This is a genomic window from Peribacillus faecalis (assembly GCF_014712675.1).
Lineage (GTDB): Bacteria > Bacillota > Bacilli > Bacillales > DSM-1321 > Bacillus_AD > Bacillus_AD faecalis.
The window spans coordinates 1-24,503 of the sequence record NZ_JACXSI010000017.1 but is presented as its reverse complement, the minus strand read 5'-3'; the positions used below and the strand labels follow the sequence as shown (position 1 = coordinate 24,503).

23 protein-coding genes and 2 other annotated features are annotated in these 24,503 nt (G+C 39.5%); of the genes, 2 read left to right on the top strand and 21 right to left on the bottom strand.

Going from position 1 to position 24,503, the window contains the following annotated elements; all coding sequences use genetic code 11:
* Positions 1 to 26: 26 nt before the first annotated feature.
* The 5 genes from brnQ to IEO70_RS08285 form a co-directional block, all read right to left on the bottom strand.
* A complete protein-coding gene (brnQ, locus tag IEO70_RS08305; protein WP_190997913.1) occupies positions 27 to 1,358 on the bottom strand; it encodes a branched-chain amino acid transport system II carrier protein in 1,332 nt (443 codons plus the stop codon).
* A gap of 252 nt (positions 1,359 to 1,610) precedes the next feature.
* A complete protein-coding gene (locus tag IEO70_RS20355) occupies positions 1,611 to 4,025 on the bottom strand; it encodes an N-acetylglucosaminidase (RefSeq protein ID WP_190997912.1) in 2,415 nt (804 codons plus the stop codon).
* Positions 4,026 to 4,450: 425 nt separating this feature from the next.
* The gene (gene pheT / locus IEO70_RS08295; protein ID WP_190997911.1) at positions 4,451 to 6,865 is read right to left on the bottom strand and encodes a phenylalanine--tRNA ligase subunit beta; all 2,415 of its coding nucleotides are present in this window, start codon (positions 6,863 to 6,865) and stop codon (positions 4,451 to 4,453) included.
* Between the two features lie 21 nt (positions 6,866 to 6,886).
* Positions 6,887 to 7,927: a phenylalanine--tRNA ligase subunit alpha gene (pheS, locus tag IEO70_RS08290; protein ID WP_190997910.1), complete on the bottom strand. Its 1,041-nt coding sequence runs from the start codon at positions 7,925 to 7,927 to the stop codon at positions 6,887 to 6,889.
* Positions 7,928 to 8,468: 541 nt separating this feature from the next.
* The gene (locus tag IEO70_RS08285; RefSeq protein WP_190997909.1) at positions 8,469 to 9,215 is read right to left on the bottom strand and encodes a TrmH family RNA methyltransferase; all 747 of its coding nucleotides are present in this window, start codon (positions 9,213 to 9,215) and stop codon (positions 8,469 to 8,471) included.
* A gap of 116 nt (positions 9,216 to 9,331) precedes the next feature.
* Between IEO70_RS08285 and sspI the strand changes: the two genes are divergently transcribed.
* Positions 9,332 to 9,541, top strand: coding sequence for a small acid-soluble spore protein SspI (sspI, locus tag IEO70_RS08280; protein WP_190997908.1), 210 nt, complete (start codon positions 9,332 to 9,334; stop codon positions 9,539 to 9,541).
* Between the two features lie 125 nt (positions 9,542 to 9,666).
* Here sspI and IEO70_RS08275 read toward each other — a convergent pair whose 3' ends face one another.
* Both IEO70_RS08275 and IEO70_RS08270 read right to left on the bottom strand, forming a co-directional pair.
* Complete coding sequence (locus IEO70_RS08275; RefSeq protein ID WP_190997907.1) at positions 9,667 to 10,752, bottom strand: M42 family metallopeptidase; 1,086 nt, start codon at positions 10,750 to 10,752, stop codon at positions 9,667 to 9,669.
* 79 nt (positions 10,753 to 10,831) lie between these two features.
* The gene (locus IEO70_RS08270; protein WP_190997906.1) at positions 10,832 to 11,272 is read right to left on the bottom strand and encodes a hypothetical protein; all 441 of its coding nucleotides are present in this window, start codon (positions 11,270 to 11,272) and stop codon (positions 10,832 to 10,834) included.
* 120 nt (positions 11,273 to 11,392) lie between these two features.
* Here IEO70_RS08270 and IEO70_RS08265 point away from each other — a divergent pair, with 120 nt between their 5' ends.
* Entirely contained in the window at positions 11,393 to 11,752 is a 360-nt protein-coding gene (locus IEO70_RS08265; RefSeq protein ID WP_190997905.1) for a sigma-w pathway protein ysdB, read from the top strand.
* Between the two features lie 2 nt (positions 11,753 to 11,754).
* Here the strand turns inward: IEO70_RS08265 and IEO70_RS08260 are convergent, their stop codons facing one another.
* The 14 genes from IEO70_RS08260 to IEO70_RS20435 form a co-directional block, all read right to left on the bottom strand.
* A complete protein-coding gene (locus tag IEO70_RS08260) occupies positions 11,755 to 12,012 on the bottom strand; it encodes a DUF1294 domain-containing protein (RefSeq protein WP_190997904.1) in 258 nt (85 codons plus the stop codon).
* A gap of 462 nt (positions 12,013 to 12,474) precedes the next feature.
* Positions 12,475 to 12,834 carry a 50S ribosomal protein L20 gene (gene rplT, locus IEO70_RS08255; protein WP_190997903.1) on the bottom strand — a complete coding sequence of 120 codons (360 nt, stop codon included), beginning with the start codon at positions 12,832 to 12,834 and terminating at the stop codon, positions 12,475 to 12,477.
* A 36-nt stretch (positions 12,835 to 12,870) separates the two neighbouring features.
* Positions 12,871 to 13,071 (bottom strand): 50S ribosomal protein L35, encoded by a 201-nt coding sequence (gene rpmI / locus IEO70_RS08250; RefSeq protein WP_034309070.1) that lies wholly within the window; start codon positions 13,069 to 13,071, stop codon positions 12,871 to 12,873.
* 30 nt (positions 13,072 to 13,101) lie between these two features.
* Positions 13,102 to 13,605, bottom strand: a complete 504-nt coding sequence (gene infC, locus IEO70_RS08245) for a translation initiation factor IF-3 (protein ID WP_190997902.1) — start codon at positions 13,603 to 13,605, stop codon at positions 13,102 to 13,104.
* A gap of 73 nt (positions 13,606 to 13,678) precedes the next feature.
* Positions 13,679 to 13,817, bottom strand: a sequence feature (ribosomal protein L20 leader region).
* Positions 13,818 to 13,981: 164 nt separating this feature from the next.
* Positions 13,982 to 15,913: a threonine--tRNA ligase gene (thrS, locus tag IEO70_RS08240; RefSeq protein ID WP_190997901.1), complete on the bottom strand. Its 1,932-nt coding sequence runs from the start codon at positions 15,911 to 15,913 to the stop codon at positions 13,982 to 13,984.
* 72 nt (positions 15,914 to 15,985) lie between these two features.
* Positions 15,986 to 16,223, bottom strand: a binding site (T-box leader).
* 65 nt (positions 16,224 to 16,288) lie between these two features.
* Positions 16,289 to 17,143 (bottom strand): sporulation protein YtxC, encoded by an 855-nt coding sequence (gene ytxC / locus IEO70_RS08235; protein WP_190997900.1) that lies wholly within the window; start codon positions 17,141 to 17,143, stop codon positions 16,289 to 16,291.
* 478 nt (positions 17,144 to 17,621) lie between these two features.
* On the bottom strand, positions 17,622 to 18,551 hold the full coding sequence (gene dnaI, locus IEO70_RS08230; RefSeq protein WP_190997899.1) for a primosomal protein DnaI: 930 nt from the start codon (positions 18,549 to 18,551) through the stop codon (positions 17,622 to 17,624).
* 5 nt (positions 18,552 to 18,556) lie between these two features.
* Positions 18,557 to 19,984, bottom strand: coding sequence for a replication initiation and membrane attachment family protein (locus IEO70_RS08225; protein ID WP_190997898.1), 1,428 nt, complete (start codon positions 19,982 to 19,984; stop codon positions 18,557 to 18,559).
* Positions 19,985 to 20,013: 29 nt separating this feature from the next.
* Positions 20,014 to 20,472 carry a transcriptional regulator NrdR gene (gene nrdR / locus IEO70_RS08220; RefSeq protein WP_190997897.1) on the bottom strand — a complete coding sequence of 153 codons (459 nt, stop codon included), beginning with the start codon at positions 20,470 to 20,472 and terminating at the stop codon, positions 20,014 to 20,016.
* Between the two features lie 228 nt (positions 20,473 to 20,700).
* Positions 20,701 to 21,732 carry a glyceraldehyde-3-phosphate dehydrogenase gene (locus tag IEO70_RS08215; protein ID WP_190997896.1) on the bottom strand — a complete coding sequence of 344 codons (1,032 nt, stop codon included), beginning with the start codon at positions 21,730 to 21,732 and terminating at the stop codon, positions 20,701 to 20,703.
* Between the two features lie 420 nt (positions 21,733 to 22,152).
* Complete coding sequence (gene coaE, locus IEO70_RS08210; protein ID WP_190997895.1) at positions 22,153 to 22,752, bottom strand: dephospho-CoA kinase; 600 nt, start codon at positions 22,750 to 22,752, stop codon at positions 22,153 to 22,155.
* A gap of 45 nt (positions 22,753 to 22,797) precedes the next feature.
* Positions 22,798 to 23,451 (bottom strand): sporulation membrane protein YtaF, encoded by a 654-nt coding sequence (gene ytaF, locus IEO70_RS08205; RefSeq protein WP_190997894.1) that lies wholly within the window; start codon positions 23,449 to 23,451, stop codon positions 22,798 to 22,800.
* Between the two features lie 68 nt (positions 23,452 to 23,519).
* Positions 23,520 to 24,350: a DNA-formamidopyrimidine glycosylase gene (mutM, locus tag IEO70_RS08200; RefSeq protein WP_190997893.1), complete on the bottom strand. Its 831-nt coding sequence runs from the start codon at positions 24,348 to 24,350 to the stop codon at positions 23,520 to 23,522.
* A gap of 83 nt (positions 24,351 to 24,433) precedes the next feature.
* Positions 24,434 to 24,503: IS3 family transposase (locus IEO70_RS20435; RefSeq protein ID WP_407948906.1), on the bottom strand; the 70-nt coding region annotated here is incomplete at its 5' end.

Sequence of the window (24,503 nt, the reverse complement as noted above, 5' to 3'; positions counted from 1 at the left end):
AAATGCGAGAGGTCCTTTTGTTACTCTTATTCTACTACTTCTTCCGGTTTTGCTTTTCTCGTCAGTGAGAATCCGTAACCGATGAAAGCTCCGACAATTGCCGGCACCAACCATCCTAATCCTACCGAATAAAGAGGCAACACAGAGAATAATTGATTCACTGCTTCAATTTCAATACCTGCTGCATTTAATCCGTCAAATAAACTTATAAGGAACGTCAACGATAAGCTGACAATATATACTTCCGAATTCCCTTTGAAAAGCGGATGAGTGAATGTTAAGAATATTAAACAAATAGCAAGCGGATAAATCGCATAAAGTACCGGAACTGAAATTGCAATTAATTCATTTAAGCCGACGTTAGCAATAATTGCGCTGAAAAGAGATAAAATAATCGCGAATAGTTTGTATGATACTTTTGGTACCATTTTGTGAAAATAAGAAGCACATGCGCTGACTAGTCCAATACTTGTCGTTAAACACGCTGCGATAACAATTAATCCAAGTAGCAGTCCGCCGAATGAGCCAAAATAATGTGTAGATACACCAGCTAGTACAGCTCCACCATTTTCTAAGTACCCAAGTTGCTCCACGCTTGAAGCCCCAATATATGTTAAGGCTGTGTAAATAATTGCAAGAAGTCCAGCTGCAATTGTTCCAGCCTTCAAGCAGCCTTTCATTAATGCTTTCTTCGTAGTTGCACCGCGTTCCTTGATAGCATTGATTACGATGATACCGAATACGAAGGAAGCCAATGTATCCATCGTTAAGTATCCTTCCTGGAAGCCTTTAAAGAATGAATTGCTCATGTAGCTTTCAGTAGGTGCTGAAAAATCACCCATAGGTTTAAAAATAGCTATAGCAATTAGAATCGCAATGAAAATTAATAATAATGGTGTTAAAATTTTCCCGACAACATCAACAATTTTTGATGCATTTAAAGAAAAGAAACATGTAATGGTGAAAAATACGATTGTGAAGAATAATAATGGTAATGCACTATCAGTATTTCCTAATAATGGTTTTACTCCAACTTCATATGATACGCTCCCCGTACGAGGTATAGCGAATAAAGGTCCGATTGCTAAATATAGTACCGTTGTGAACACAACTCCAAAAACAGGGTGCACTCGGCTTGCTAATGAATGCAGGTCGCTTTTTCCTGAGAAACCAAATGCTAAAACTCCAAGCAATGGCAACCCTACACCGGTAACAATGAATCCAGCGTTAGCCTCCCAGCTGTTTATTCCAGACATTTGCCCCATCATTACAGGAAAGATCAGGTTTCCTGCCCCAAAGAATAATGCGAATAACATAAACCCAATTGCAACTGTAAAAGATTGATTCTGTTCTTTCATAAAATTTCCCCCAATAAGTATGAATGTGATGTCTAGTTGTAAAAGTTATATTGCCATACGTTTTTTATGAAACTTACACTATAATAACATAAAAAAACGATTTGTAAAAATATTTAGAAAATTTTAATTATATTTTTTTTAATGTCATAGTAATAGTAGTTAATTTTCATATTTTGCAGCGTAACCTCTTCCCCTTTCCCTAAATATAAAAACGAGAAGCGGTTAAACTCTTCTCGTTTAAGTAATATCAAATTATTTATAAACTGGCACATCATATACTAATTTATATGTATCTAACAAATCATATAACTTGCTAATATTGGATACCTGTTTATATGCCCACGCAATATCTGTTGCATATTGATGAATGCCAGGCTGTGAGGGATTCCATCTCATTTTATATAAAGTGTTTTGTTTATAGACAGCATGATTTACATATCTTTCAGAAATAAACTTGGCTCCTCCGATTATTGCCTGTTCAGGAGTGAACCATCCTTGTTTATATGCATACTCTGATCCGCTTCGTAAAGCCGTGCCATCGTAAGCACCTATTCCATACATATTATAAACCCATCTTGGTGTTACAGGTTTTCCATCAACTGTGCTCACTAATACACCTTTTGCTAATTGAGATGTTCCATTACCAGTTTCTAAGAATGCATGAGACATTAAATATATCTCATTAATATTATACGCTTTAGATGCATCAACAAAAGCTTGTGCTTTACCAGTCAAAATACCTTTATTCAGCAAAATCTTTTGATTAACTTCTGAAACATTTAAACCTGCACTTTTAGATAAATCTAAGAACTGATAATACGAATTGGTACCTTGTTGAAAATTGTTGGGGTTTAGATAATAGAGAACATCTTCACGCTTTGCATTTCTCCAAGTTAGCAAAATTCTTGCCCAACCATCTTTTCTTTCTAAAATCGTCACTCCACTGCCATTCGAAAGACTTGCTACTACGTCATAGCTCGTTCCAGGTCCACTTCTTACATTAAGACTAGTAGCAGTAACTTTATTATTTGAATCAATATATTGCAAGGAAACCCACGCTGAATCATTTCGATACAAATCTGTTTGAGGTGACATTTTCATTTGAGCATTCAGCACTGAATCCAAAGTTACATCATAAAATGTTTTAGTAATTGTCGGACCAGATTTAATTAATACGGTAGTTACCCACCAACCATAGCGTTCAGTAAGCATTTGCGCATTGGCATTAGCATTTTCATAACCTAAAAATCCGCCAGTAACAATTTTATAATAACCTTCTTTATCTCCTGTAGCTTGTGTTGTCGCTTTATAACCATTATTTTCTAGGCTGTTCTTGATATTACTTGCTTTCTCATAACCCAAAATCGGATTTGTTACTAAACGGAACGTTGTATAACCACTATTACCAGTAGGAGCTGTACTAACCCACCAATTATTAGTTTTAAAGAATGCTAATCCTGCATTCAATTTATCTTTTTCAACTATGGGTTCAGTTACTATTTGGTAATAAGGATAATAATATTCGTTAGTTGTTTCCTTGGTCACCCACCAACCTTTTTCTTTAAAAAAGTTTAACGCAACATCTAACTTTGATTGGTCATCAATTGGAGAAGAGACAATCTGAAACGTCATATTTTCTTTCATCCCTGTAGGACTAATGGTAGCCCACCAATTACGACTAGTAAAATAGTTCAATGCTTCCGTTAACTTTCCTTCATTTAATAGAGGTTCAGATACTATCCGGAAAACCACTCCAATTTTCCCATTAGAACTTGCAGAATACCACCAATTATTATCATTCAGATATTTCGAAAGCTTAGTCATCATACTTTCTGATAAAGAATCAAATTTAATTTGATAGATATTCTCTAAGTTTGTTTGGAGGACGGTTCCGGTTACACCTAAATCACTATTAATTCTATTGAGCACCGATTGGACTGTTTCTTCTCCGTAAAAACCGCCAGTAATTACATTGTATGTTTCTGAATATTGAACAGCTTCATACGTAGCATCTACCCCTGTTGATTTTACGAATTCCTGTAAAATTAATTTGGTATTTTCTTCTCCATAAAACCCGCCAGATAGGACTTGCTTATACTCTTTGTATTCCCCCATCGGTCGATACGTGGCATCTATTCCTGTAGCCTGTGTAAATTGATAAACAACATCCTTTACCGCATTCTCTCCGTAGAAACCACCTGTTACTATTCTCTCTTTAGCTTTTCTCTGACCCGTTGGTTCAGTTGTTGCCGAAATACCGGTAGATTGCTTAAAATCTTCTAAGACACCCTGAATAATATCTTTTTTAAATCCTCCAGAAATTATTTTATAGGAAGGTGCCTGTAGCCCCACAGGACTATAAGTCCCACTAACACCATAATTTCTTTCAATATTATTTAGTTGCTCTCGAGCATTGCTTTCACCAATTATTTCATCTGAAATTACTTGATAGTATGGTATAGATTTACCTGTTGATTGATATTGTGCATACCATCCTGTATCTGCCTGCAATTTGTACAATGCGTTTCTAACATTTTCTTCCCCCAAAAATTCACCTGTTTCAATGCTGTATATTGAATAATCAGTATTGGCATATGTAATCTTAGGTAAATTAACTAAAGCTAAAATAAGTGTGCCTATTAATATTAGCCCTTTGTGTATTTTCACAGATGTAAATCCCCCCTTTTTAACGCAACATCTTCTCTCAAGCTTCAAAAATTGGAAGCTTTATTTATTTGAATCTTTAATAACGGGAGATTTAAAAGCATATGCACCTTATATTTCACATTACAAACAGAACGAATAGATAATTAGACAAAAGTTTGACAAGAGCCTTTGAAAGTAATAATAGCTAAAGAGTTGAAGTTTCATATACAAGAGAATTACTTATACACCAATAATTTCATGAGAGAAATACCTCAGCAATTATATCATCATTTTCAATAATAATGAATACTTAGTTATAATTTCCTAGATTAACTGCACTAAATAACAATGATTCTCCTTTTCCCAATGATAACACTTACTTTTCCCTACAAAAAAGCCTTACTTACAAATTGGAAAATAATTGTAAGTAAGGCCTTTTCTATTTGTTAACCGCGCAATTCAGCGCCTGCTTTTTCTTTTACTGCATCCAATACTTTTGTATGTGCTTTTGTTACTTCTTCGTCTGTTAATGTTTTTTCCGGATCGAAGTATTTAAGCGAGAATGCAAGGGATTTCTTGCCATCTTCCATATGTTCTCCTTCGTACACATCAAATACAGAAACTTCTTTCAGCAATTTGCCGCCCGCTTCTGTTATGATTGCTTGCACATCACCTGCAACTGTCGCAGAGTCTACGACTAATGCGATATCACGAGTGATTGAAGGGAAACGCGGAATGCTAGTATATGCGATTGGAGCTACTTCCGCTTGCAGCAATGCTTGTAATGATAATTCGAATACATATGTTTCTTTAATATCATATTGCTGTTGCACTTTCGGATGCACTTGACCGACATAACCGATGTAAGTGCCATTTAGTGATACGCTCGCTGTACGACCAGGATGCATACCATCGATTTGCGCTGCAGCAAATGCAATTTGTCCGCTTACGCCAAGCTTTTCAAATAAGCCTTCTAGGATGCCTTTTGCTACAAAGAAGTCTAATGCTTTCTTCTCACCTTGCCAAGCTTGAGAGTGCCATAGTCCAGTTAATGCACCTGCCACATGCTCTCTTTCTTCCGGCAGCTCATTGTCTGCTGTGTGCAAGAAAACTGTGCCTGTTTCGTATAAAGCAACAGAATCATTTTGACGAGCTACGTTGTATTTTAATACTTCAAGAAGTTGAGGTACTATTGCTTGACGCAGAACGCTTCGCTCTTCACTCATTGGCATTGACAGCTTCACTGTATCTTTCACTTCAAGAGCAAATGCTTGTGCTTTTGCAGGAGAAGTTAATGCGTAAGTGATTGCTTGGTATAGACCTGCTCCTTCTAAATAACGACGCACTGCACGGCGTTTCGCTTGATAGTCAGAAAGTTTCCCTACTGTTCCACTTGCGTTTGGAAGTGTTTTAGGAATGTTGTCGTATCCGTAAAGACGAGCAACTTCCTCTACTAAATCTTCCGGTATCGTAATATCGCCGCGGCGAGTTGGCGCTGTAACAGTAATTTCATCACCATTTACAGTTGTTTCAAATTTCAGCTTCGCAAAAATCGCTTCTACTTCAGCCATTGTTAAAGCAGTGCCTAATAATGTGTTGATTTTTTCAAGAGTGATTGAAACAACAGCAGGCTCAACTGTTAATGTGTCGACTTCAACTGTTCCTTCTAATACTGTGCCGCCTGCATATTCAGCCATTAAAGTTGCTGCACGTTCCGCTGCTGCACGAACACGGTTTGGATCAACACCTTTTTCGTAACGAGCGCTTGCTTCACTGCGAAGACCAAGCTCTTTAGACGTTTTGCGAACAGATGATGCCGCGAAGTATGCTGATTCTAACAATACAGTTGTTGTTTCATCGCTCACTTCTGAGTTTGCTCCACCCATTACACCAGCAAGAGCTACTGGCTCTGTGCCGTTAGTGATTACAAGATTGTGCGCTTTTAATGTGCGCTCAGCATCATCAAGCGTCATGATTGTTTCACCTTCATTTGCATTTCTGACAACGATTTTTTTAGAACCAAGCTTGTCGTAGTCAAATGCATGTAAAGGTTGACCGTATTCTAATAATACATAGTTTGTAATATCCACTACGTTATTGTGCGGACGAATTCCTGCAGCCATTAACGTATTTTGCATCCATAACGGAGATGGCCCGACTTTCACATCTTTAATGATTTTTGCTGTATAAAGCGGATTTTCTTCATTCGCTTCCACTTCAACAGAAACATAATCAGATGCTTTTTCAGAGCCTGCTGTATAAGTGCTTTCCGGATATTTCACGTCTTTTCCTAAAATCGCGCCAACTTCATAAGCCACACCTAGCATGCTTAAGCAGTCAGAACGGTTTGGCGTTAAGCTAAGTTCTAGCACTTCGTCATCCAGATTCAGTTGCCCAAGAGCGTCCGTTCCTACTTCGACATCGTTCGGGAATACGAAAATTCCAGTGCTATATTCTTTTGCGATTAGCTTGCTTTCATAGCCTAATTCTTGAAGCGAGCAAATCATACCGTGAGAAGCTTGACCGCGAAGCTTCGCTTTTTTAATTTTAAAGTTGCCTGGAAGAACAGCACCCACTGTTGCAACCGCTACTTTTTGCCCTGCGTCAACGTTTGCTGCGCCGCACACGATTTGCACTGGCTCTTCTGCACCGATATCCACTTGGCACACATTTAATTTATCCGCTTCAGGATGTTTTACTTTTTCTAGAACGTGACCAACGACTACACCTTTAATGCCTTCGCTCTTTTGTTCTACTCCTTCAACTTCGATGCCGCTTTTCGTAATTTTATCAGCAAGCTCAGCAGCTGAAATTCCATCTAAATCAATATATTGCTGTAACCATTTATATGAAACAAACATTGTCTGTTTTCCCTCCTTTAATTATCCTTCATGAGTGTGAAATTGTTTTAAGAAACGAATATCATTGCTGTAGAAATGACGGATATCGTCAATACCGTACTTCAGCATCGCAATACGTTCCACACCGATACCGAAGGCAAAACCAGAATATACTTCCGGATCGAAGCCCGACATTCTTAATACGTTCGGGTGAACCATACCTGCACCTAATACTTCAATCCAGCCAGTTCCTTTACATACGCTGCAGCCTTTACCTCCGCAAATTTTACAAGAAATATCTACTTCAACAGATGGCTCAGTGAATGGGAAAAAGCTTGGACGCATACGGATTTCACGCTCTTGGCCGAATGCTTTCTTCGCGAACACTTCAAGCGTACCCGCTAAATCGCTCATTGAAATGTTTTTATCTACTACCAGACCTTCAATTTGCATGAATTGGTGAGAGTGAGTCGCGTCATCATTATCGCGGCGATACACTTTACCAGGACAAATGATTTTAACAGGACCTTTGCCTGCATGCTTTAACATTGTCCGAACTTGAACAGGAGATGTATGCGTACGCATTAACGTATCTTCTGTAATGTAGAAGCTGTCTTGCATATCGCGCGCCGGATGACCTTGAGGCAAGTTCAACGCTTCGAAGTTATAGTAGTCTTGTTCTACTTCAGGTCCTTCTGCCACTTCATAGCCCATTCCCATGAACAGGTCTTCCATTTCTTCAACGATTTTTGTTAGAGGATGGTGGTTACCAACTTTCACTTCATAGCCAGGAAGTGTAACATCGATTGTTTCTTCCGCTAATTTCGCATTGATTGCTGCTTCTTCTAAAACTGTTTGTTTGCTTTCGATTGCTGCTGAAATTTCTTCGCGAATGACGTTTACTAATGCACCCATTTTGGGACGTTCTTCAGCTGAAAGTTTGCCCATTCCACGTAGCACTTCTGTAATTGGACCTTTTTTCCCTAAATAAGCAACACGAACATCATTAAGTTCTTTTAAATCAGTTGCCGCTTCAATCTTTTGAAGCGCTTCTGCTTGCAGTTGTTTTAATGTTTCCTGCATCGTTCATTTCCTCCTTTGTTTTCCGATTCAATCATCGGTATGTCACTTCATTACTGAATAGTTTTATCTTCGGTTGTAAGCAGGTAATTTTAGACGCAAAAAAACCTCGTTCCCATATAAGGGACGAGGTATAATCGTCGCGGTACCACCCTTGTTAATGTACAAATAATCTGCACACTGCTTCATTGGTTTAACGGTTGTTACAACCGGAGCATCTTTACGCAAAAATTTGCGGTCCCGATGTCAGCTCGAGAGGTGAACTTCGCTCTTTCTTCATCATGAAAATGCTCTCAATCAAACGGCATTTCCTCCCTGTATGGTCCGTAAAGAGTTACTTTTCTCTGTCATAGCTTTTGCTTATATTATTATACCATCATATTATAGAGACTTTTATGCGCAGTTGCAACTGTGCGCGTCTATTTTATCAATTTGCGCACTGTCGATTCCGTTACAGACGGACGCTTCCGTGCTGAGGCGTTGCGTCAAACCTCCTTACAGCGCAGGAGTCGCTGCCCTCCACTCCAATCGACAGCAAAAAGCTTTATTTATATAGGTGATACAACAAAATCCCGGTTGCCACTGTTACGTTTAATGACTCTGCTCCGCCGTGGATCGGGATGTAAAGATTTTGATTGCACAAATTCAGCACTTCTTCGCTGACACCGTTTCCTTCATTACCGACGACTAAAGCAAAGCTTTCTTGTGGCGCTGTCTCACGGTAATCTGCTGCATTTTGCAAAGATGTACCATAGACCAGGATGTTTCTGCTTTGAAGCGATTCGATATATTGAGGCAGATTTGATTTAATGACCGGCAGATGAAAAATGGACCCTTGCGTCGAACGAAGCGCCTTGCTGTTGTATACATCTACACAGCCATCGCCGCAAATGACCGCATCTACACCTGCTGCATCCGCTGTTCGAATAATAGTTCCGATATTACCTGGATCCTGCACACCGTCTAACAATAATAATTTACGATAATCTGCGTCCTTCCATTCTCTTTTCTCGCAAACAGCAAAAATACCTTGTGAAGTTTCTGTTTCAGCAAGTTCCTTTACAACCGCCGCTGTCGTTGTATATAAATCGATACCATCCACATTCCATGTGCGCGGGATCGCTGTTTCTTCATCAGCGATAATAGCGATTACATAATCTTTATTTAAAGCTTCTTCCACTAAATGAAAACCTTCAACGAGAAATTGTCCTGATTTGTCACGGCCTTTCTTCGTCAGAAGCTTCTTCCATGCTTTTACCTTTTCATTTTTGGCAGATTGAATGAAGTTCATCCTTTCATCCTCTCCTTTTCTTCTTTTACGATTGTCCTATTATAGCCTAAACTGCATACATAATAAATCAATAGCTGTGAAAAAATAATAAATGCAAGGAAATGGAGGGATTATTTATGGGTTTGAACTTGCGCCATGCAATACTTCATAACGTATCAGGAAATAGTCAGGAACAGCTAAAGAACACAATTGCCGATGCTATTCAAAGCGGCGAGGAAAAAATGTTGCCCGGACTTGGCGTGCTTTTCGAGGTCATTTGGCAAAATGCCAGTGATGAAGAAAAGAAAGAAATGCTCACTGTATTAGAAAGCGGATTAAGCAAATAGCAATCGTGAGTGCGACTGCTATTCCAGGCCGTTGAGAAAAGACATTCTCAACGGTTATTTTCATTGTTTTATGTACCTGGAACAAAATAAATAACAGCAGCCGCAATCACGGCTACTGCAATTAATCAATCAAACGTAATTCGATTGACTGTTTCTCTGTCTAGTTTTTTAACAACTTCTGTAATCAGCTTCACTGTGTTTTCATAATCATCACGGTGCAATAGGGCTGCATGCGAATGAATGTAGCGAGTTGGAATTGTAATTGATAAAGCAGGAACACCGTTAGCAGTTATATGAATGCTTCCGGAGTCTGTTCCTCCGCCCGGTATTGCGTCAAATTGATAAGGAATGCCTTTTTCATCGGCAACATTTGTCACGAAATCACGCAACCCTTTATGAGATACCATGCTCGCATCATACAAAACAATAGCAGGACCGTTGCCCAGTTTGCCCATCGCTTCTTTATCGGTAACTCCCGGTGTATCCCCGGCAATACCGACATCAACTGCAAACGCGATATCCGGCTGAACTTTGAACGTAGATGTTTTTGCTCCGCGCAAGCCTACTTCTTCCTGCACTGTACCGACACCGTAGACAACATTCGGATGTTTTTCGTCTTTTAAGTTTTTCAATACATCAATAGCAATTGCACAGCCGATACGGTTATCCCACGCTTTAGCAAGAAGCATTTTCGGATTGTTCATCACTGTGAATTCAAAATGAGGGACGACCATATCTCCCGGGCGAACGCCCCATTCTTTCGCTTCTTCTTTTGCAGAAGCGCCGATATCAATGAACATGTCTTTAATATCAACCGTTTTTTTACGCGCTTCAGGCGATAAAATATGCGGCGGTTTTGAACCGATCACACCTGTAATCTCGCCTGTTTTCGTCACGATCGTAACGCGTTGCGCCAACATAACTTGAGACCACCAGCCGCCGACTGTTTGGAAATAAACAAAACCTTTGTCATCCACACGTGTAACCATGAAGCCGACTTCATCTAAATGGCCAGCTATCATAATTTTCGGACCATTTTCTTCACCTGTTTTTGTCGCGATTAAGCTGCCAAGGCCATCCGTGCTTATTTCATCTGCATATGGCGATATATATTTTTTCATAACGTCACGCGCTTCTTTTTCATTGCCTGGTATCGCTTTGGCATCTGTTAAATCTTTAAGCATATGTAAAGTTTCATCTAATTTAGTCATTCAAGTGCCTCCTGAAAAAATTTGACTCATACAGCTATTATATACAAACGAACAATCAGTTGCACAATTTCTAATTTCCTTAACTCTGAAGCGATTCAATCGTGATATCTTCCAATTCAATCCCTAACATTTTTCCGAGCTGCAAGTATTGTGACAACAACGCTTTATACATAATCGCAGATTTTTTCACCCTAAATAATGCAATAGCCTCCAGCAGTTGCATTAAGTGAGTTGACAAGTCTCCATTCACTTTAATATGCGGATAGTCCTCCATCCACTCCGCCTCAAAACCGCACTCTTCTCCAAGCAACAAAATTGACTGAATACCTTCTTTATATTGAGAAAGCAGTTCTGTTCGCAAAACAGCGGTATTTTCTTCACTCTCAAGACTAGTCATTGTATTCGCAAGGTTTGCTAATACGATCATAATATGTAAATATCTATTTTCAAGCACTTCATTTCCCAAGTCCAACGACTGATGATGAAGCGTCTTTAAATCCTCTATTTTGGTAATATGCATGTCGGCCCTCTTTTCTGAATAAATTTGCGACTGGAAGTCCCATTTCTTTTCAACATTCCGAAACTTTTAATTGTATTATACGTAAAAAAGATACAAATCTATTGTCTAGGGGTGTATAGCATGATTTTAATCTATAGTTTTCTGGTGCTAATTTTTCTTATTGTATTATATATAACCATAAAATTTGTAAATAAACCGCTCAGAAAATTAAAATCGGCACAAAAAAGAAAAGCCTTCTATATGCTCGATGACCCCGCTGATGTACGTAAAAATTTTCTTCTGACTTATAAAGGCCTGCTGTTTGAAGGAGAGAAATATCCGAATGAAACTAGTGAGGTTACATCGATTTTCATTTGGCTTCATGACTGGCAATCAAAAAGAAATCTTAATTCGGATGATGTTGATGAAATTGAAAAAATTCTATACCGGCATTACCCGTCTGCAACTATTGACTGGAGAAGAGCCGAATCAGATATTTAAATTTAACGAAGAAAAACTATGAGCGCTATTTGTATAGCTGCTAAGATTGGCAACCCCATTTTAAAAGCCGTATGTCTAGTTTTATGACGGAAATAGCGCATGCCGATTGTCGCTCCAATGCTACCTCCAATGAAAGCGACTGACCAAAGTGCCGCCTCAGAAATCCGCCATTGCTTCTTTTTGGCAAGTTGCTTATCTCTGCCCATGATAGCAAATCCGACAATATTGACCGCAATCATATAATAATACACAAACTTCATAAGTATCCCTCCAATAGAAAAACCGTTACCGGTCCTTTTTCATTTTTGATTTCACTCCCTGATTTCACCTCAATGGAAAAGGAGCCATGCGGGAACCAAAATGCGGAAGCGGCCCGCCCCGACTAGCATAAGACGAATCACGCAGGAAATTGTAAAATTTCCGGAGTGATTTGGCTTATGACCTCGAGGGGCTGGCCGCTGCAGCTAGACAAGGACTAAGACGAACCGCACAAGAAACCCGATTTTGGTTTCTTGGGTGGGGTGGAAAAAAGGAGCATCGGCTAAGAACGCCACGTCCGCATGTCTTCGCCGATATGACCTACATCCTGTTGGCCTCCGAGCGTGGCAGGTATAAGGTTAGACAGTAATTTTCTTCTAGAAATTATACTTTGTATAGAAGCAAAAAAGCCATCCTCAAAAGAGAATGGCTATCTATTCTCTATTCATTAATATGAATGAGAATTATTTTTCAAGTTGAGCTTTAGCAACGTTTGCTAATTCAGTGAACGCAGCAGCGTCAGCAATTGCAAGGTCAGCTAACATTTTACGGTTAACTTCGATACCAGCAAGCTTTAAGCCGTGCATTAAACGGCTATAAGAAAGACCGTTCATACGAGCAGCTGCATTGATACGAGTAATCCATAGTTTGCGGAAGTCGCGTTTCTTTTGGCGACGATCGCGGTATGCATACATTAATGATTTCATTACTTGTTGGTTAGCAACTTTGAATAATGTATGTTTTGAACCATAATAACCTTTAGCTAATTTAAGAACCTTTTTACGACGTTTGCGAGTAACAGTACCGCCTTTTACACGTGGCATGTAATTCCCTCCTATATAAATCGATCGAACGATTAATTACTTAATGTTGTCTAACATGTGGCGAATGCGTTTGAAATCGCCTTTGCTTACTAAGCTAGCTTTACGTAGTTTACGTTTTTGCTTAGTAGATTTGTTTGCGAATAAGTGACTAGTATATGCGTTTGAACGCTTAAGCTTACCAGATCCTGTCTTTTTGAAACGCTTTGCAGAACCGCGGTGAGTTTTCATTTTAGGCATATGGATTTCCTCCTCAATACAATCTAAAAATTACTTTTCGTTTTTCGGTGCTAAGATTAAGAACATGCTGCGTCCGTCCATCTTAGGAGCTTGCTCTACCGTAGCCAGTTCGCTGCACTCCGCAGAGAAGCGGTCCAATACGCGCTGTCCGATTTCTTTATGAGTAATCGCACGACCTTTAAAGCGAATGGATGCTTTAACTTTATCTCCCTTTTGCAGGAATTTATGAGCATTACGAAGCTTTGTATTAAAGTCATGCTCATCAATTGTAGGGCTCAGACGAACCTCTTTCAAACTGATGATCTTTTGATTTTTTCGCGCCTCTTTGTCTTTCTTCTGCTGCTCGAAACGGAATTTTCCATAGTCCATAATACGGGCTACTGGGGGTTTTGCGTTAGGAGCAACTAGCACAACATCAAGATTTACACGAGCGGCAATTTCCAGCGCTTCAAATTTTGTCTTAATACCTAATTGTTCTCCATTTTGGTCAATCAGACGAACTTCGCGGGCACGGATGCCCTCGTTTACCATCATGTCTTTACTAATAGTTAGCCACCTCCAAGGTTATTTTCGAATACATTCGTTTGCGTACTGAAGAATTTAATCCGCAATAAAAAAAGTGTGGATGTTTGCACACCCACACTGATGATAGACTAATTAGACATACGTCAAATAATCAAACCATAAGACCTGTAAACTACATAATCGTGTCAGCAGGTGAGAAGCGGGTGCCTCTTCTTTCCTCAAACTTGGTATTCAATTTCTACCTTAGAACTATATCATAGTAACTCAGACATGTCAACATCATATATTAACTGCCTTCTCACTAGACTAGATTGTTTTAACAACAAAACTTATGTTATCAAATACTGTCGTATTTTGCAATATATTTTTCACAAATACTTCTCGCTTAGCGCGCAACCTCAGCAGTAATCATGTTTTTGAAGTCTTCAAATGACATTGTTTCTGATTTTTGCTCGCCGTATTTACGTACATTGACTGCTTTTTCTGCCACTTCTTTATCTCCAAGAACTAGCATGTAAGGGATCTTTTGCATTTGCGCTTCACGGATTTTGTAGCCAATTTTTTCGTTGCGGCTATCTAAATCGACACGAAGTCCAGCAGCTTGCAATTGCTCTTGTACTTCTTTCGCGTAGTCAAGATGTACTTCAGGAGAAACAGGGATCACTTGAACTTGAACTGGTGCTAACCAAGTCGGGAATGCACCTTTATATTCTTCAATCAGGAAGGCAACAAAGCGTTCCATAGTTGATACAACACCGCGGTGAATTACAACCGGACGATGCTGCTTGCCGTCTTCACCAACATACGTTAAATCAAAGCGTTCTGGTAATAAGAAGTCAAGCTGAACTGTAGAAAGTGTCTCTTCTTTTCCTAGTGCAGTTTTCACTTGAATATCGACTTTAGGACCGTAGAATGCTGCTTCGCCTTCTGCTTCGAAGTATGGAAGACCAAGCTCGTCCATTGTTTCTTTCAGCATCGCTTGCGCTCTTTCCCACATTTGATCATCATCATAATACTTCTCTGTATTTTCAGGATCACGATAAGATAAACGGAATGAGTAGTCGTTTAGATCGAAATCTTTATATACTTCAAGAATAAGGTTGACTACACGTTTGAACTCGTCTTTGATTTGATCTGGACGAACAAAGATGTGCGCATCATTTAAAGTCATTCCGCGTACACGTTGAAGACCTGATAGCGCTCCGCTCATTTCATAACGGTGCATCATGCCAAGTTCCGCAATACGGATTGGAAGTTCACGATAGCTGTGGATATCATTTTTGTATACCATCATGTGATGCGGACAGTTCATCGGACGCATAACAAGTGTTTCGTTATCCATTTCCATCGGCGGGAACATATCATCTTGATAGTGGTCCCAGTGGCCTGAAGTTTGGTATAGCTCTTTGCTTCCTAATACCGGTGTATAAACATGGTCATAGCCCAGACGTTGCTCTTTATCAACGATGTAACGCTCGATTACACGGCGGATTGTCGCGCCTTTTGGTAACCATAGTGGCAGACCTTGTCCTACCTTTTGCGAAGTTGTGAATAAGTTCAGCTCTTTACCGATTTTACGGTGATCACGCTCTTTTGCTTCTTCTAATAAACGTAGATGCTCAGCTAAATCTTCTTTCTTAAAGAAAGCAGTTCCGTAAATACGTTGCAGCATTTTGTTATCGCTGTTTCCGCGCCAGTATGCGCCGGCAACGCTCAATAATTTGAACTCTTTAATTTTACCTGTAGAAGGAACGTGCACACCGCGGCAAAGGTCAGCAAAGTCGCCTTGCTCATAGATTGTCACATCTTCATCAGCCGGGATTGCGCCAATCAGTTCCACTTTGTATTCATCGTCTTTGAAGAATTCAAGAGCTTCATCGCGAGAAACTTCTTTACGAACAACTTCAATGTTTTCATTAACGATTTTTTTCATTTCCTTTTCAATAGCAGCAAGATCGTCAGTTGAGATTGGTTGATCAACATCAACATCATAGTAGAAGCCGCCTTCAATTACCGGACCAACACCAAGCTTCACATTATCTTTTCCGTAAATACGCTTGATCGCTTGCGCCATTAAGTGAGCTGTACTGTGACGTAAGATTTCCAATGCTTCCGGGGAATCTTGAGTGATAATTTCAATCGCTCCATCTTCTAAAATCGAGCGTTTTAAATCATATAATTCGCCATTCAGCTTACCTGCGATTGATTTTTTCTTTAGACCCGGGCTGATTGAACCAGCGATTTCTTCTGTAGTAGTTCCTTTGGCAAACTCCTTCACGTTTCCATCCGGGAAAGTGATTTTCAACATTTCAGACATATATTTTCCTCCTCTTGTTTTTCACAGGGATCAGTTTTTATCCATACAAAAAGCCCGTCCCTGTATACAAAATACAGGGACGAGCTACTATTATTATAACCCGCGGTTCCACCCTTGTTTCATTCCAAAATAAGAATGACACTTTAAAAATACTGATAACGGCAGCAACCGTCAGCTATTACTATTATCGTTTCACAGCTGAAGTTTAGAGGTGGTAAGCAATAAGCACTAGTTTGGAAGCTTGCAGCCGATGACTTCCTTCTCTGAAAAAACCGTTACAAATCACTCATGTCCTCATCATTACTTTTTTCGTATATTGCTTCAATATGTAAGTTATTATAATTTGTTATATGTGCAAAATCAAGAGCCCCGCTTTTATTTTTTGACACCCGAGAACTTCTGCCTCATATTGAACATTCTATATGGAAGCACTCTCACCCTTTCTTCAAAAATACGCTGAATTGTCAAGATGAGCGGATGATTTTCTTCGTCACTGTAAATAAACAAATGCTTAGGTGCAATCGAGATGAGAGGTGACAAAACGCTTTCATCTGTATACATTGGAACAGTCGATTGTAGCTTTTTATCAATATACTTCCTTAACTGTGATCGTTCAATTTTTGAAAATTGTTCCGTATAAAAATGAAAGTAATATTGATGCAAGACATGCAATTGCTTCATTTTCGGCGTAACTGAACGCATATGATTTCTGAGCGCATATACAAAACTTTGATATTCCTGTTCCATTTTGTATTCATAAATAGCATCTCCAACAAATTCAATTAAATGATCCATCACCCCGCGCATCCTGAATGTCAAAAAAGACGGAAAAGAAAATGAGATTTTCTTCTCGAAAACGAGCACAAGCCCATACTGTACTTTCAACTGCAGTTCATTCCAAAAATCCTCAAATGGCGCTTCATTCTCTCCCATCATCGCTAAAGCGATTTCTACAATCTCACGACACTCATCCATTTCACTAAAATAGTATTTTTCCGAAACAATTTTATAAAGCCACTGCGGCAATAAATCTTCTTGGATGAATGTTAAAATTCCATCTCTAATAAGCTGAATCATCGAAGCCATATTGCTTTCGGTAAATGTGATCGCAATCATGTTTTTCCCATCATAACTTATATTTGAAAGCTGTTCTTCGAAAACATGCTGTTTTATTAATATTGATTGTATTCTTGATGCTTGTTTCTCTGTATCAAATTGAATTTGTATCAATTCAACCCCCCCTAAACGAACCTTCTATACATGTATATGGGTTTCGAAGCTTGTTTAGAAGTGTAAAGAAAAACCGTTACCGGTCCTTTTTCATTTTTGATTTAACTCCTTGATTTGTCTTCAATGGAAAAGGAGCCATGCGGGAACCGAAATGCGGAAGCGGCCCGTTCAGCCCCGACTAGCATAAGACGAATCACGCAGGAAATTGTAAAATTTCCGGAGTGATTTGGCTTATGACCTCGAGGGGCTGGCCGCTGCAGCTAGACAAGGACTAAGACGAACCGCCCAAGAAACCCGGTCTTGGTTTCTTGGGCGGGGTGGCTTAGGACCGAGCATGGCAGGTATAAGGTTAGACAGCAATCTGCGTTCGAAAATTTTATCCTTTCTAAGAAGCTAGAAAAAACCGTTACCGGTCCTTTTTAAGTACTACTCAATAATTTCAATAAAAAAGATGACCTCATAAGAGATCATCTTTTTATTAACGACGGTTTTCCCCATCAAGAAAATACGGTTCAGCCAACGTTTTAATCCGTTCCATAATGCGCGCAGCTTTCACTTCTTCTTTTTCTCCTTTTTGTGAGAAAGTCAAATGATTGTACAGTTGGTTAAAATCGAAGTTAGAAGAGAAGAATGTCGGCAGCTCATCAGCCATTCTATGCTGCAAAATCGGACCAAGTATTTCATCGCGCGCCCAGCTCGTCATCGTTTCCGCTCCGATATCATCAAGCATCAAAATCGGCGCTTTTTTGACATAGTCGAGCTTCTCATTCAATGTGTTATCGCCGATTGCAGATTTGATTTCACGTAGAAAATCTGGCACATACACAAGCAAGCTGGAAATGCCTTTATCCGCAAGATCATTTGCGATTGCCCCAAGTAAATACGTTTTACCGACACCGAACGATCCATATAAATAAAGTGACTTCGGTTTTTTGCCCGTTATATAATCATCGATGAATCGATCGGCAGCCAATACCGCATTTTCCTTTTGCTCGCTATTAATATCAATTTCAGATAAAGTTGCCCGCAAAATATCTTTCGGTATATACAAACTTTGAATCAGCTTCTCCCGTTGTCGCTGTTGATCGACTCTCCGTCTCGTTTCACAAGGTTCATAAAATAAATCAATCGACCTGCCCTGTAATCTCATATGAGGAATATACCCTTTCACTGTGTTTTTGCATTCATCCAATGAAGGGCAATTTGAGCAACTCTTTTGCTGAGTCGTATAATCATAAAACTTCATCAAGCTTTTTTCGATCATTTCTTCATCTATTGAAGAACTATGGCTTTTCAAAAACGATTGTATATCCGGATGACTTAAAGTCTCCTTCTTCAACGCCTCATATCGGGACGAAAAATCTTTCGAACGGGTGAGACCTGTTAAGGCCTGACTGATTTTCTTCATATAGTTCACCCTTTCTTTTTATATTTCTCTTTCAGTTTCTCTTGCAGCTTTTGTTTTCTTTCCAGAAACTCTTTGTCTTCCTTCGTATTTTGTCCGGAATCTGCTTTCTGCGCCTTTGATTCATTATTCTTCAGCCACTCAGGCACAATTTCCGTACGGACAATCTTCTTGTTAGTATTGCCGCCGGTATTCTTCACATTGCTTTTAGTTGTTCTATTTTGCGCTTGCTTATATTCTTTTTTAGCTAATTCCATAGCTTCTTTTACGGTCTTGACGTTCTTTCTTGCCCAATGTCCGGCAATCTTTTCAATATAAGACTTAGACAGCTTCATATCCGTCATGATCATGACATACTCCAACAATACATTCATGACTCCCGGCGTAAGCTTTTGCTTTAGCATCACTTCTTCAATGATTTGCAGATCCGCTCTCGAAGGCTCACCGCCGCCGCTATGTTGTATAAGCAGTTCCCTTGGCGAAACTTGCTCAAGATGTTGAATTCGCTCTTCTTCTTTCGTAAGCGGCTTGTCCGATGCTTCCGTTCTATATTTAGCCGGCTGCACTTGGTCGCTTAATGAAGGGTATTCGCTGTTATATTCAATTTGGTACCAGTTCCTAGCTGATTTCCGCAATTCTTCAATATCGATTTCATTATTGTTGTTCACAGCGCTCATGACGACAGACTGCATCGCAATCGGATTAATTCCGTATATAAATGCCAACTTGGCAATTGCTGTCTGTACTTCTTTTGTGAAAGCTTCTTCGGGAAGGAACGCGGATTTAATTCCTGCAAAAAACAGACCAAAATCAAAATGCTCCATAAAGCCCTCAAGCTCTTGAGCCTCTTGACTGCTGACAAAAACTTGCCCTTCGCCCGCTTCCAAGTCCGCTTTCGCTTCATCTGAAATATACAACGAATCCATATGTTCTGATGTGAAAACGTCGGTAAACGATTTTGTGCATTCTTCATAACCGTCACTTTTTATATTTTCATCGGAGAAAAAACGTTTCAGCTTAGCGAAATGAGCTTTTCCAACCTTTTTATACAAATATATATTGAGCATGCCGTCCGTAAAAAACTGCTCCGGATTAAGCGGAGCCATCAATTCATATAGGAAAGAAGCCGATTCTCCATCGACTTTCTTTTTGTATACCCTTAACAGCCCTATTCCTTCAAGCTTTTTTCTTGCTTCGTAAATTTCATTTAAAGGCAATCCCAATATGTTCATTAGCCCGTAATGGTTACTTTCTTGCGAACATACCCGATTGCTTTCGAGCTCACTCCACAATGTCATGTATAAGCTAATGCTGATCGGTCCGATTAAAGGCTGATAAAGCATCGCAATGATTTTCCGGTCATATTCGCTTAGCATGCCTTTTGTCGCCACCCGATAGGCATCGACCGGAAGCAGTTGTTGCCAATGATTGATCATTACTATTCAAACCTTTCTTTCGCTCGCTCTTATCTTTCTTTATTGATTAAATCCTTCAATTCATCGATAAAAACATTAATATCTTTAAATTGTCGGTAAACGGAAGCAAAGCGTACATATGATACTTCATCCAACTTTGCCAAACGGTTCATAACCATTTCGCCGACGATTTCACTTTGCACTTCAGACGATCCGCTACTACGCAATTCTCTCTCGACTTCCATCGTCAGTTCCTCTAAATCCTTTAGCGGTACCGGGCGCTTCTCGCACGCCTTAATTAATCCGCGCAAAATTTTATCACCTGAGAAAGCTTCGCGTGTGCCGCCTTTTTTCACAATGATTAATGGAGTTTCTTCAACTTTTTCGAATGTCGTAAAACGATATCCGCACTTCTCACATTCTCTTCTTCTTCGTGTGGCGCGCCCTTCATCAACCGGACGCGAATCCAAAACTCTAGTTCCATTATGTTGACAACTAGGGCATTTCATATATTATCAACTCCGTTATCTTTTTCAAACGTTATCATAAACAAATACAAGATTTTGTATATTTATCTTATTAAAAACAATATCTTTCCACAATAGCCAAAAACAAATGTAATATACATTCGCTACCTTTATTCTAACGTTTAAACGGACCTCTGTAAAATAGATTCAAAGTCATAACAAAAAGGCTAAAGACGCAATAGTCTTTAGCCTGATCGATAATCTATTTTCTTATCGTGTTGCTACTTGCTCATTTTGAAGGAGCTTTTCAGCCACTAATTTTGTTAAGTCAACAACGCGGCAAGAGTAACCCCACTCGTTGTCATACCAAGCAAGTACTTTCACTTTATTGTCTCCAATAACCATTGTTGATAAGCCATCAATAATAGCTGAATTTGGATTTGTATTAAAATCGATTGATACTAATGGCTCTTCTGTATAAGCCAAAATATTTTCCAATGAACCTTCAGATGCTGTAACAAATGCCTGATTAATTTCTTCAGCAGTTACAGGACGCTCTACATCCACGACTAAATCCACTAACGAAACGTTAGGAGTAGGTACACGCAATGCCATACCATGAAGCTTTCCTTTTAATTGAGGAAGTACTAACGTTAAAGCTTTAGCAGCACCTGTAGAAGTCGGAATGATGCTTTGAGCGCATGCACGAGCTCGTCTTAAATCTTTATGAGGATTGTCCAAGTTCTTTTGGTCGTTTGTGTAAGCATGAATTGTAGTCATTAAGCCATTTTTAATTCCGAATTGCTCATCCAACACTTTCGCTACCGGAGCTAAACAGTTTGTTGTACAAGAAGCATTCGAAATAATGTCATGCTCTTCGATGTTCAACACTTCATCATTAACACCCATTACAATCGTTACATCTTCATTTTTGCCTGGAGCAGATAAAATAACTTTTTTCGCACCAGCTTCCAAATGTAATGCTGCTTTTTCTCTAGCGTTAAATTTACCTGTCGCTTCAATAACAATATCAATGCCAAGCTCTTTCCATGGCAGTTCTTTTGGATCACGGTTGTTTACAAGCGCAACACGTTTCCCGTTTATGATTAATGCATTGTCGTCTGCAATAATATCCCCATCAAATTTCCCGTGATTTGTATCGTATTTGATTAAGTGTGCTAAAGTTTCTGCAGGATATGATGCATTTACAGCTACTAATTCAACTGAATCTTCAGACATTAACTTACGAAATACCATTCTCCCAATTCTTCCAAAACCATTAATCGCAATTTTTGCTTTCATTGTTCGGCCCCTCCCGAATAAATGTTATACTTTTTATCCAACTCGATATTAATAGTATAACATATATCGATTTAAATGCGACTAAAATGTGCGATAACCTAAATAGTTATAAAATTCATAACTTTTAAACAAAGGCGAAAGCATCCTGTTTAGCACCGTATGAACTGAGGCTCTCAGGATGAGAGTCACAAAGACGTTGCCACAGGAATGTGGCGGTTTTAGTCTTTGTTCCACCCTTTCTTCAAAGACAAAGGAAACACGAAGAACGCATGTGATTCAATGTTAACTAATCGAAGGAAGGTTGCGGAAGTGCGTTAGGTGCTAGGTGCTGGACGTCGATTCATACATATTTTTGATTAATTGGAACCCAAATAAAAAAGCAGCATCAACAATATGTATGCTGATACCGCTTTTATCCAGCTATAGAAGTTCCAGCTTTTTTAAAATATTCAATAACTGCTGCTTAGATTCTTCCTCAGTTCCATTGTTATTAATGACTTCATCAGCCAATGCCAGTTTTTCTGATAGCGGCATTTGTGAGCGAATTCGTGCCAATGCCTCTTCCTTTGAGAAATTATTTCTTTCCATCAGTCTCTGCAACTGTACATCCGCCTCAACATACACAAGAATAGTATGATCGAAACTTTTTTGCATATTTCCTTCGAACAATAACGGAATATCCTGAAAAACAACCTTCTCTCCACGTTTGAATGCTTCTTCCTGACGATCATTCATCCATTTGCGAACTGCCGGATGCATAATGCTGTTTAATAATAAACGCTTTTCTTCATTATTGAAAATTACATTCCCCAGCTCCGCGCGATTCAATGTTCCATCTTCATTGAAAATATGCTCCCCGAATGCTTCCTTCACTTTTGTATACGCTTCTTCGCCCGGCTCAATCACTTTTCTCGAAGCAATATCCGCATCCAGCACAGTAAAGCCAAGCTGTTCAATCATTTTGCTGATCGTACTTTTTCCGCTTGCGATGCCGCCTGTTAATCCGATGATTTTATACATATAGACAATTCTCCTTCTCCAAAATTGCTATGACCGTTTTTATGTTTACCATTTTAATATACCGATGACAATCAGTAAAACACCAGGCAAGAAAGTTAGCTTGCCTACCGCTTTACTAAAAGATAATTTATTTCCGAAAATCATGCCCATAAGCAGAAATAAAGAACTCATAATGCCGATACTCACAGACAAGATCAATGGGGAAAAGCCAAGCATCGCTGCACCAATGCCCGCTCCAAAAGCATCTAAAGAAAGAGCTAAGCCAAGTAAGATGGCCTCTAATCCATTAATAGTCCCTGACCGGTCAATATCCGCTTCCATCGGTTTCTTCAAAATATTAATTGCAATGCCAAAATACTTCATTTCTATTGTCGCAATTACCTTTTCTTCCGTGACCGCTGATGTCTGTTGCTCCTCTCGCTGATCATCCGGCGATCTCAGCGTTTGCCAAACAATCCATAAACCAAGACCGACAATGATAATCCCCCCGATTCTGCTTGCAACCATCGGGGAAAGTAGATTACTTATTAATTCGCCTATGAGCATACTTGCCAAAAGCGTAATTGCAGACATACAGGCGATAATTAATATCGAAAATAAAGGGATTTTCATTTTTCTGATTCCATACGTAAAGCCCACACTAAAGCTGTCAAGACTGACGGCAAAAGCTAGTAGCATCAATGCCATTATGTTCGTCATAACTAAAAAAGCTCCCCCCTTACCATCAATACGATAATATATGGGGGAGCCCAAACATTGTTGCAAGTCTATAGATTCTTTTGGCACGACGGACAAATATGAGTGCCTCTGCCCGCTACTTTCAATTTTTCTATTTCATTTCCGCATTCCTTGCATGGTTCGCCATTGCGCCCATAAACGAGCAATTGCTGCTGAAACATGCCTATCTGCCCTTGTGAATTAATATATGTTCGAATCGTGCTGCCTCCTTGCTCAATCGCTTCAGCAAGGGTTGCTTTCACTTCGGCGACAATTCGCTCGATTTCCTCGTTCGTCAGCGATGAAGCCATTCTTTGCGGGTGAATTTTCGCCCTGAATAATGACTCATCCACATAAATATTGCCGACGCCGACTACAATTGTTTGATCTAGCAAGACCGCTTTAATGTTGCGGCTTGTTTTTCCCAGTTTCTGTATCATATACTCCGTTGTGAATTCATCCGACAGCGGCTCCGGTCCCAATTGTGATAGCGGCAAAGAAGATAACTCTTCACCTTTTAAAAACAGATGCATCGTACCGAATTTACGCACATCCTTATATCTTAATTGCGTTCCATCCGTGAAAGTGAATAGCACATGTGTATGCTTATCTATTTCCTCATCAATAGGGAAAACACCGTATTTCCCTTCCATGCGGAGATGCGAGACGAGTGCTAAGTCTGTCAAATAAAAGATTAAAAACTTTCCTCTTCTGCCGACGGATTCAATAGTTTGCCCTTTGAGAGCATCAATAAACTGCTCATGTTCAAACGGCTTTTTAATGATTTTCGGCCAGTAAACCGTCACATCCTCTATTTGCTTGCCGATTGTCAAATGCTCTAACGTTTTCCTGATTGTTTCAACCTCTGGAAGCTCAGGCACTGAAAAATCCCCCTATCATAAAAACCGTTACCGGTCCTTTTTTGAAATGTACCCTTTGTAAAGGACATTTATAAAAAAGGCCCTTAGGCTGCTTGATTAAGATGATCTCTGTATTGTACAGGGGTCATCTTATTTAATTTCCATTGATATCTG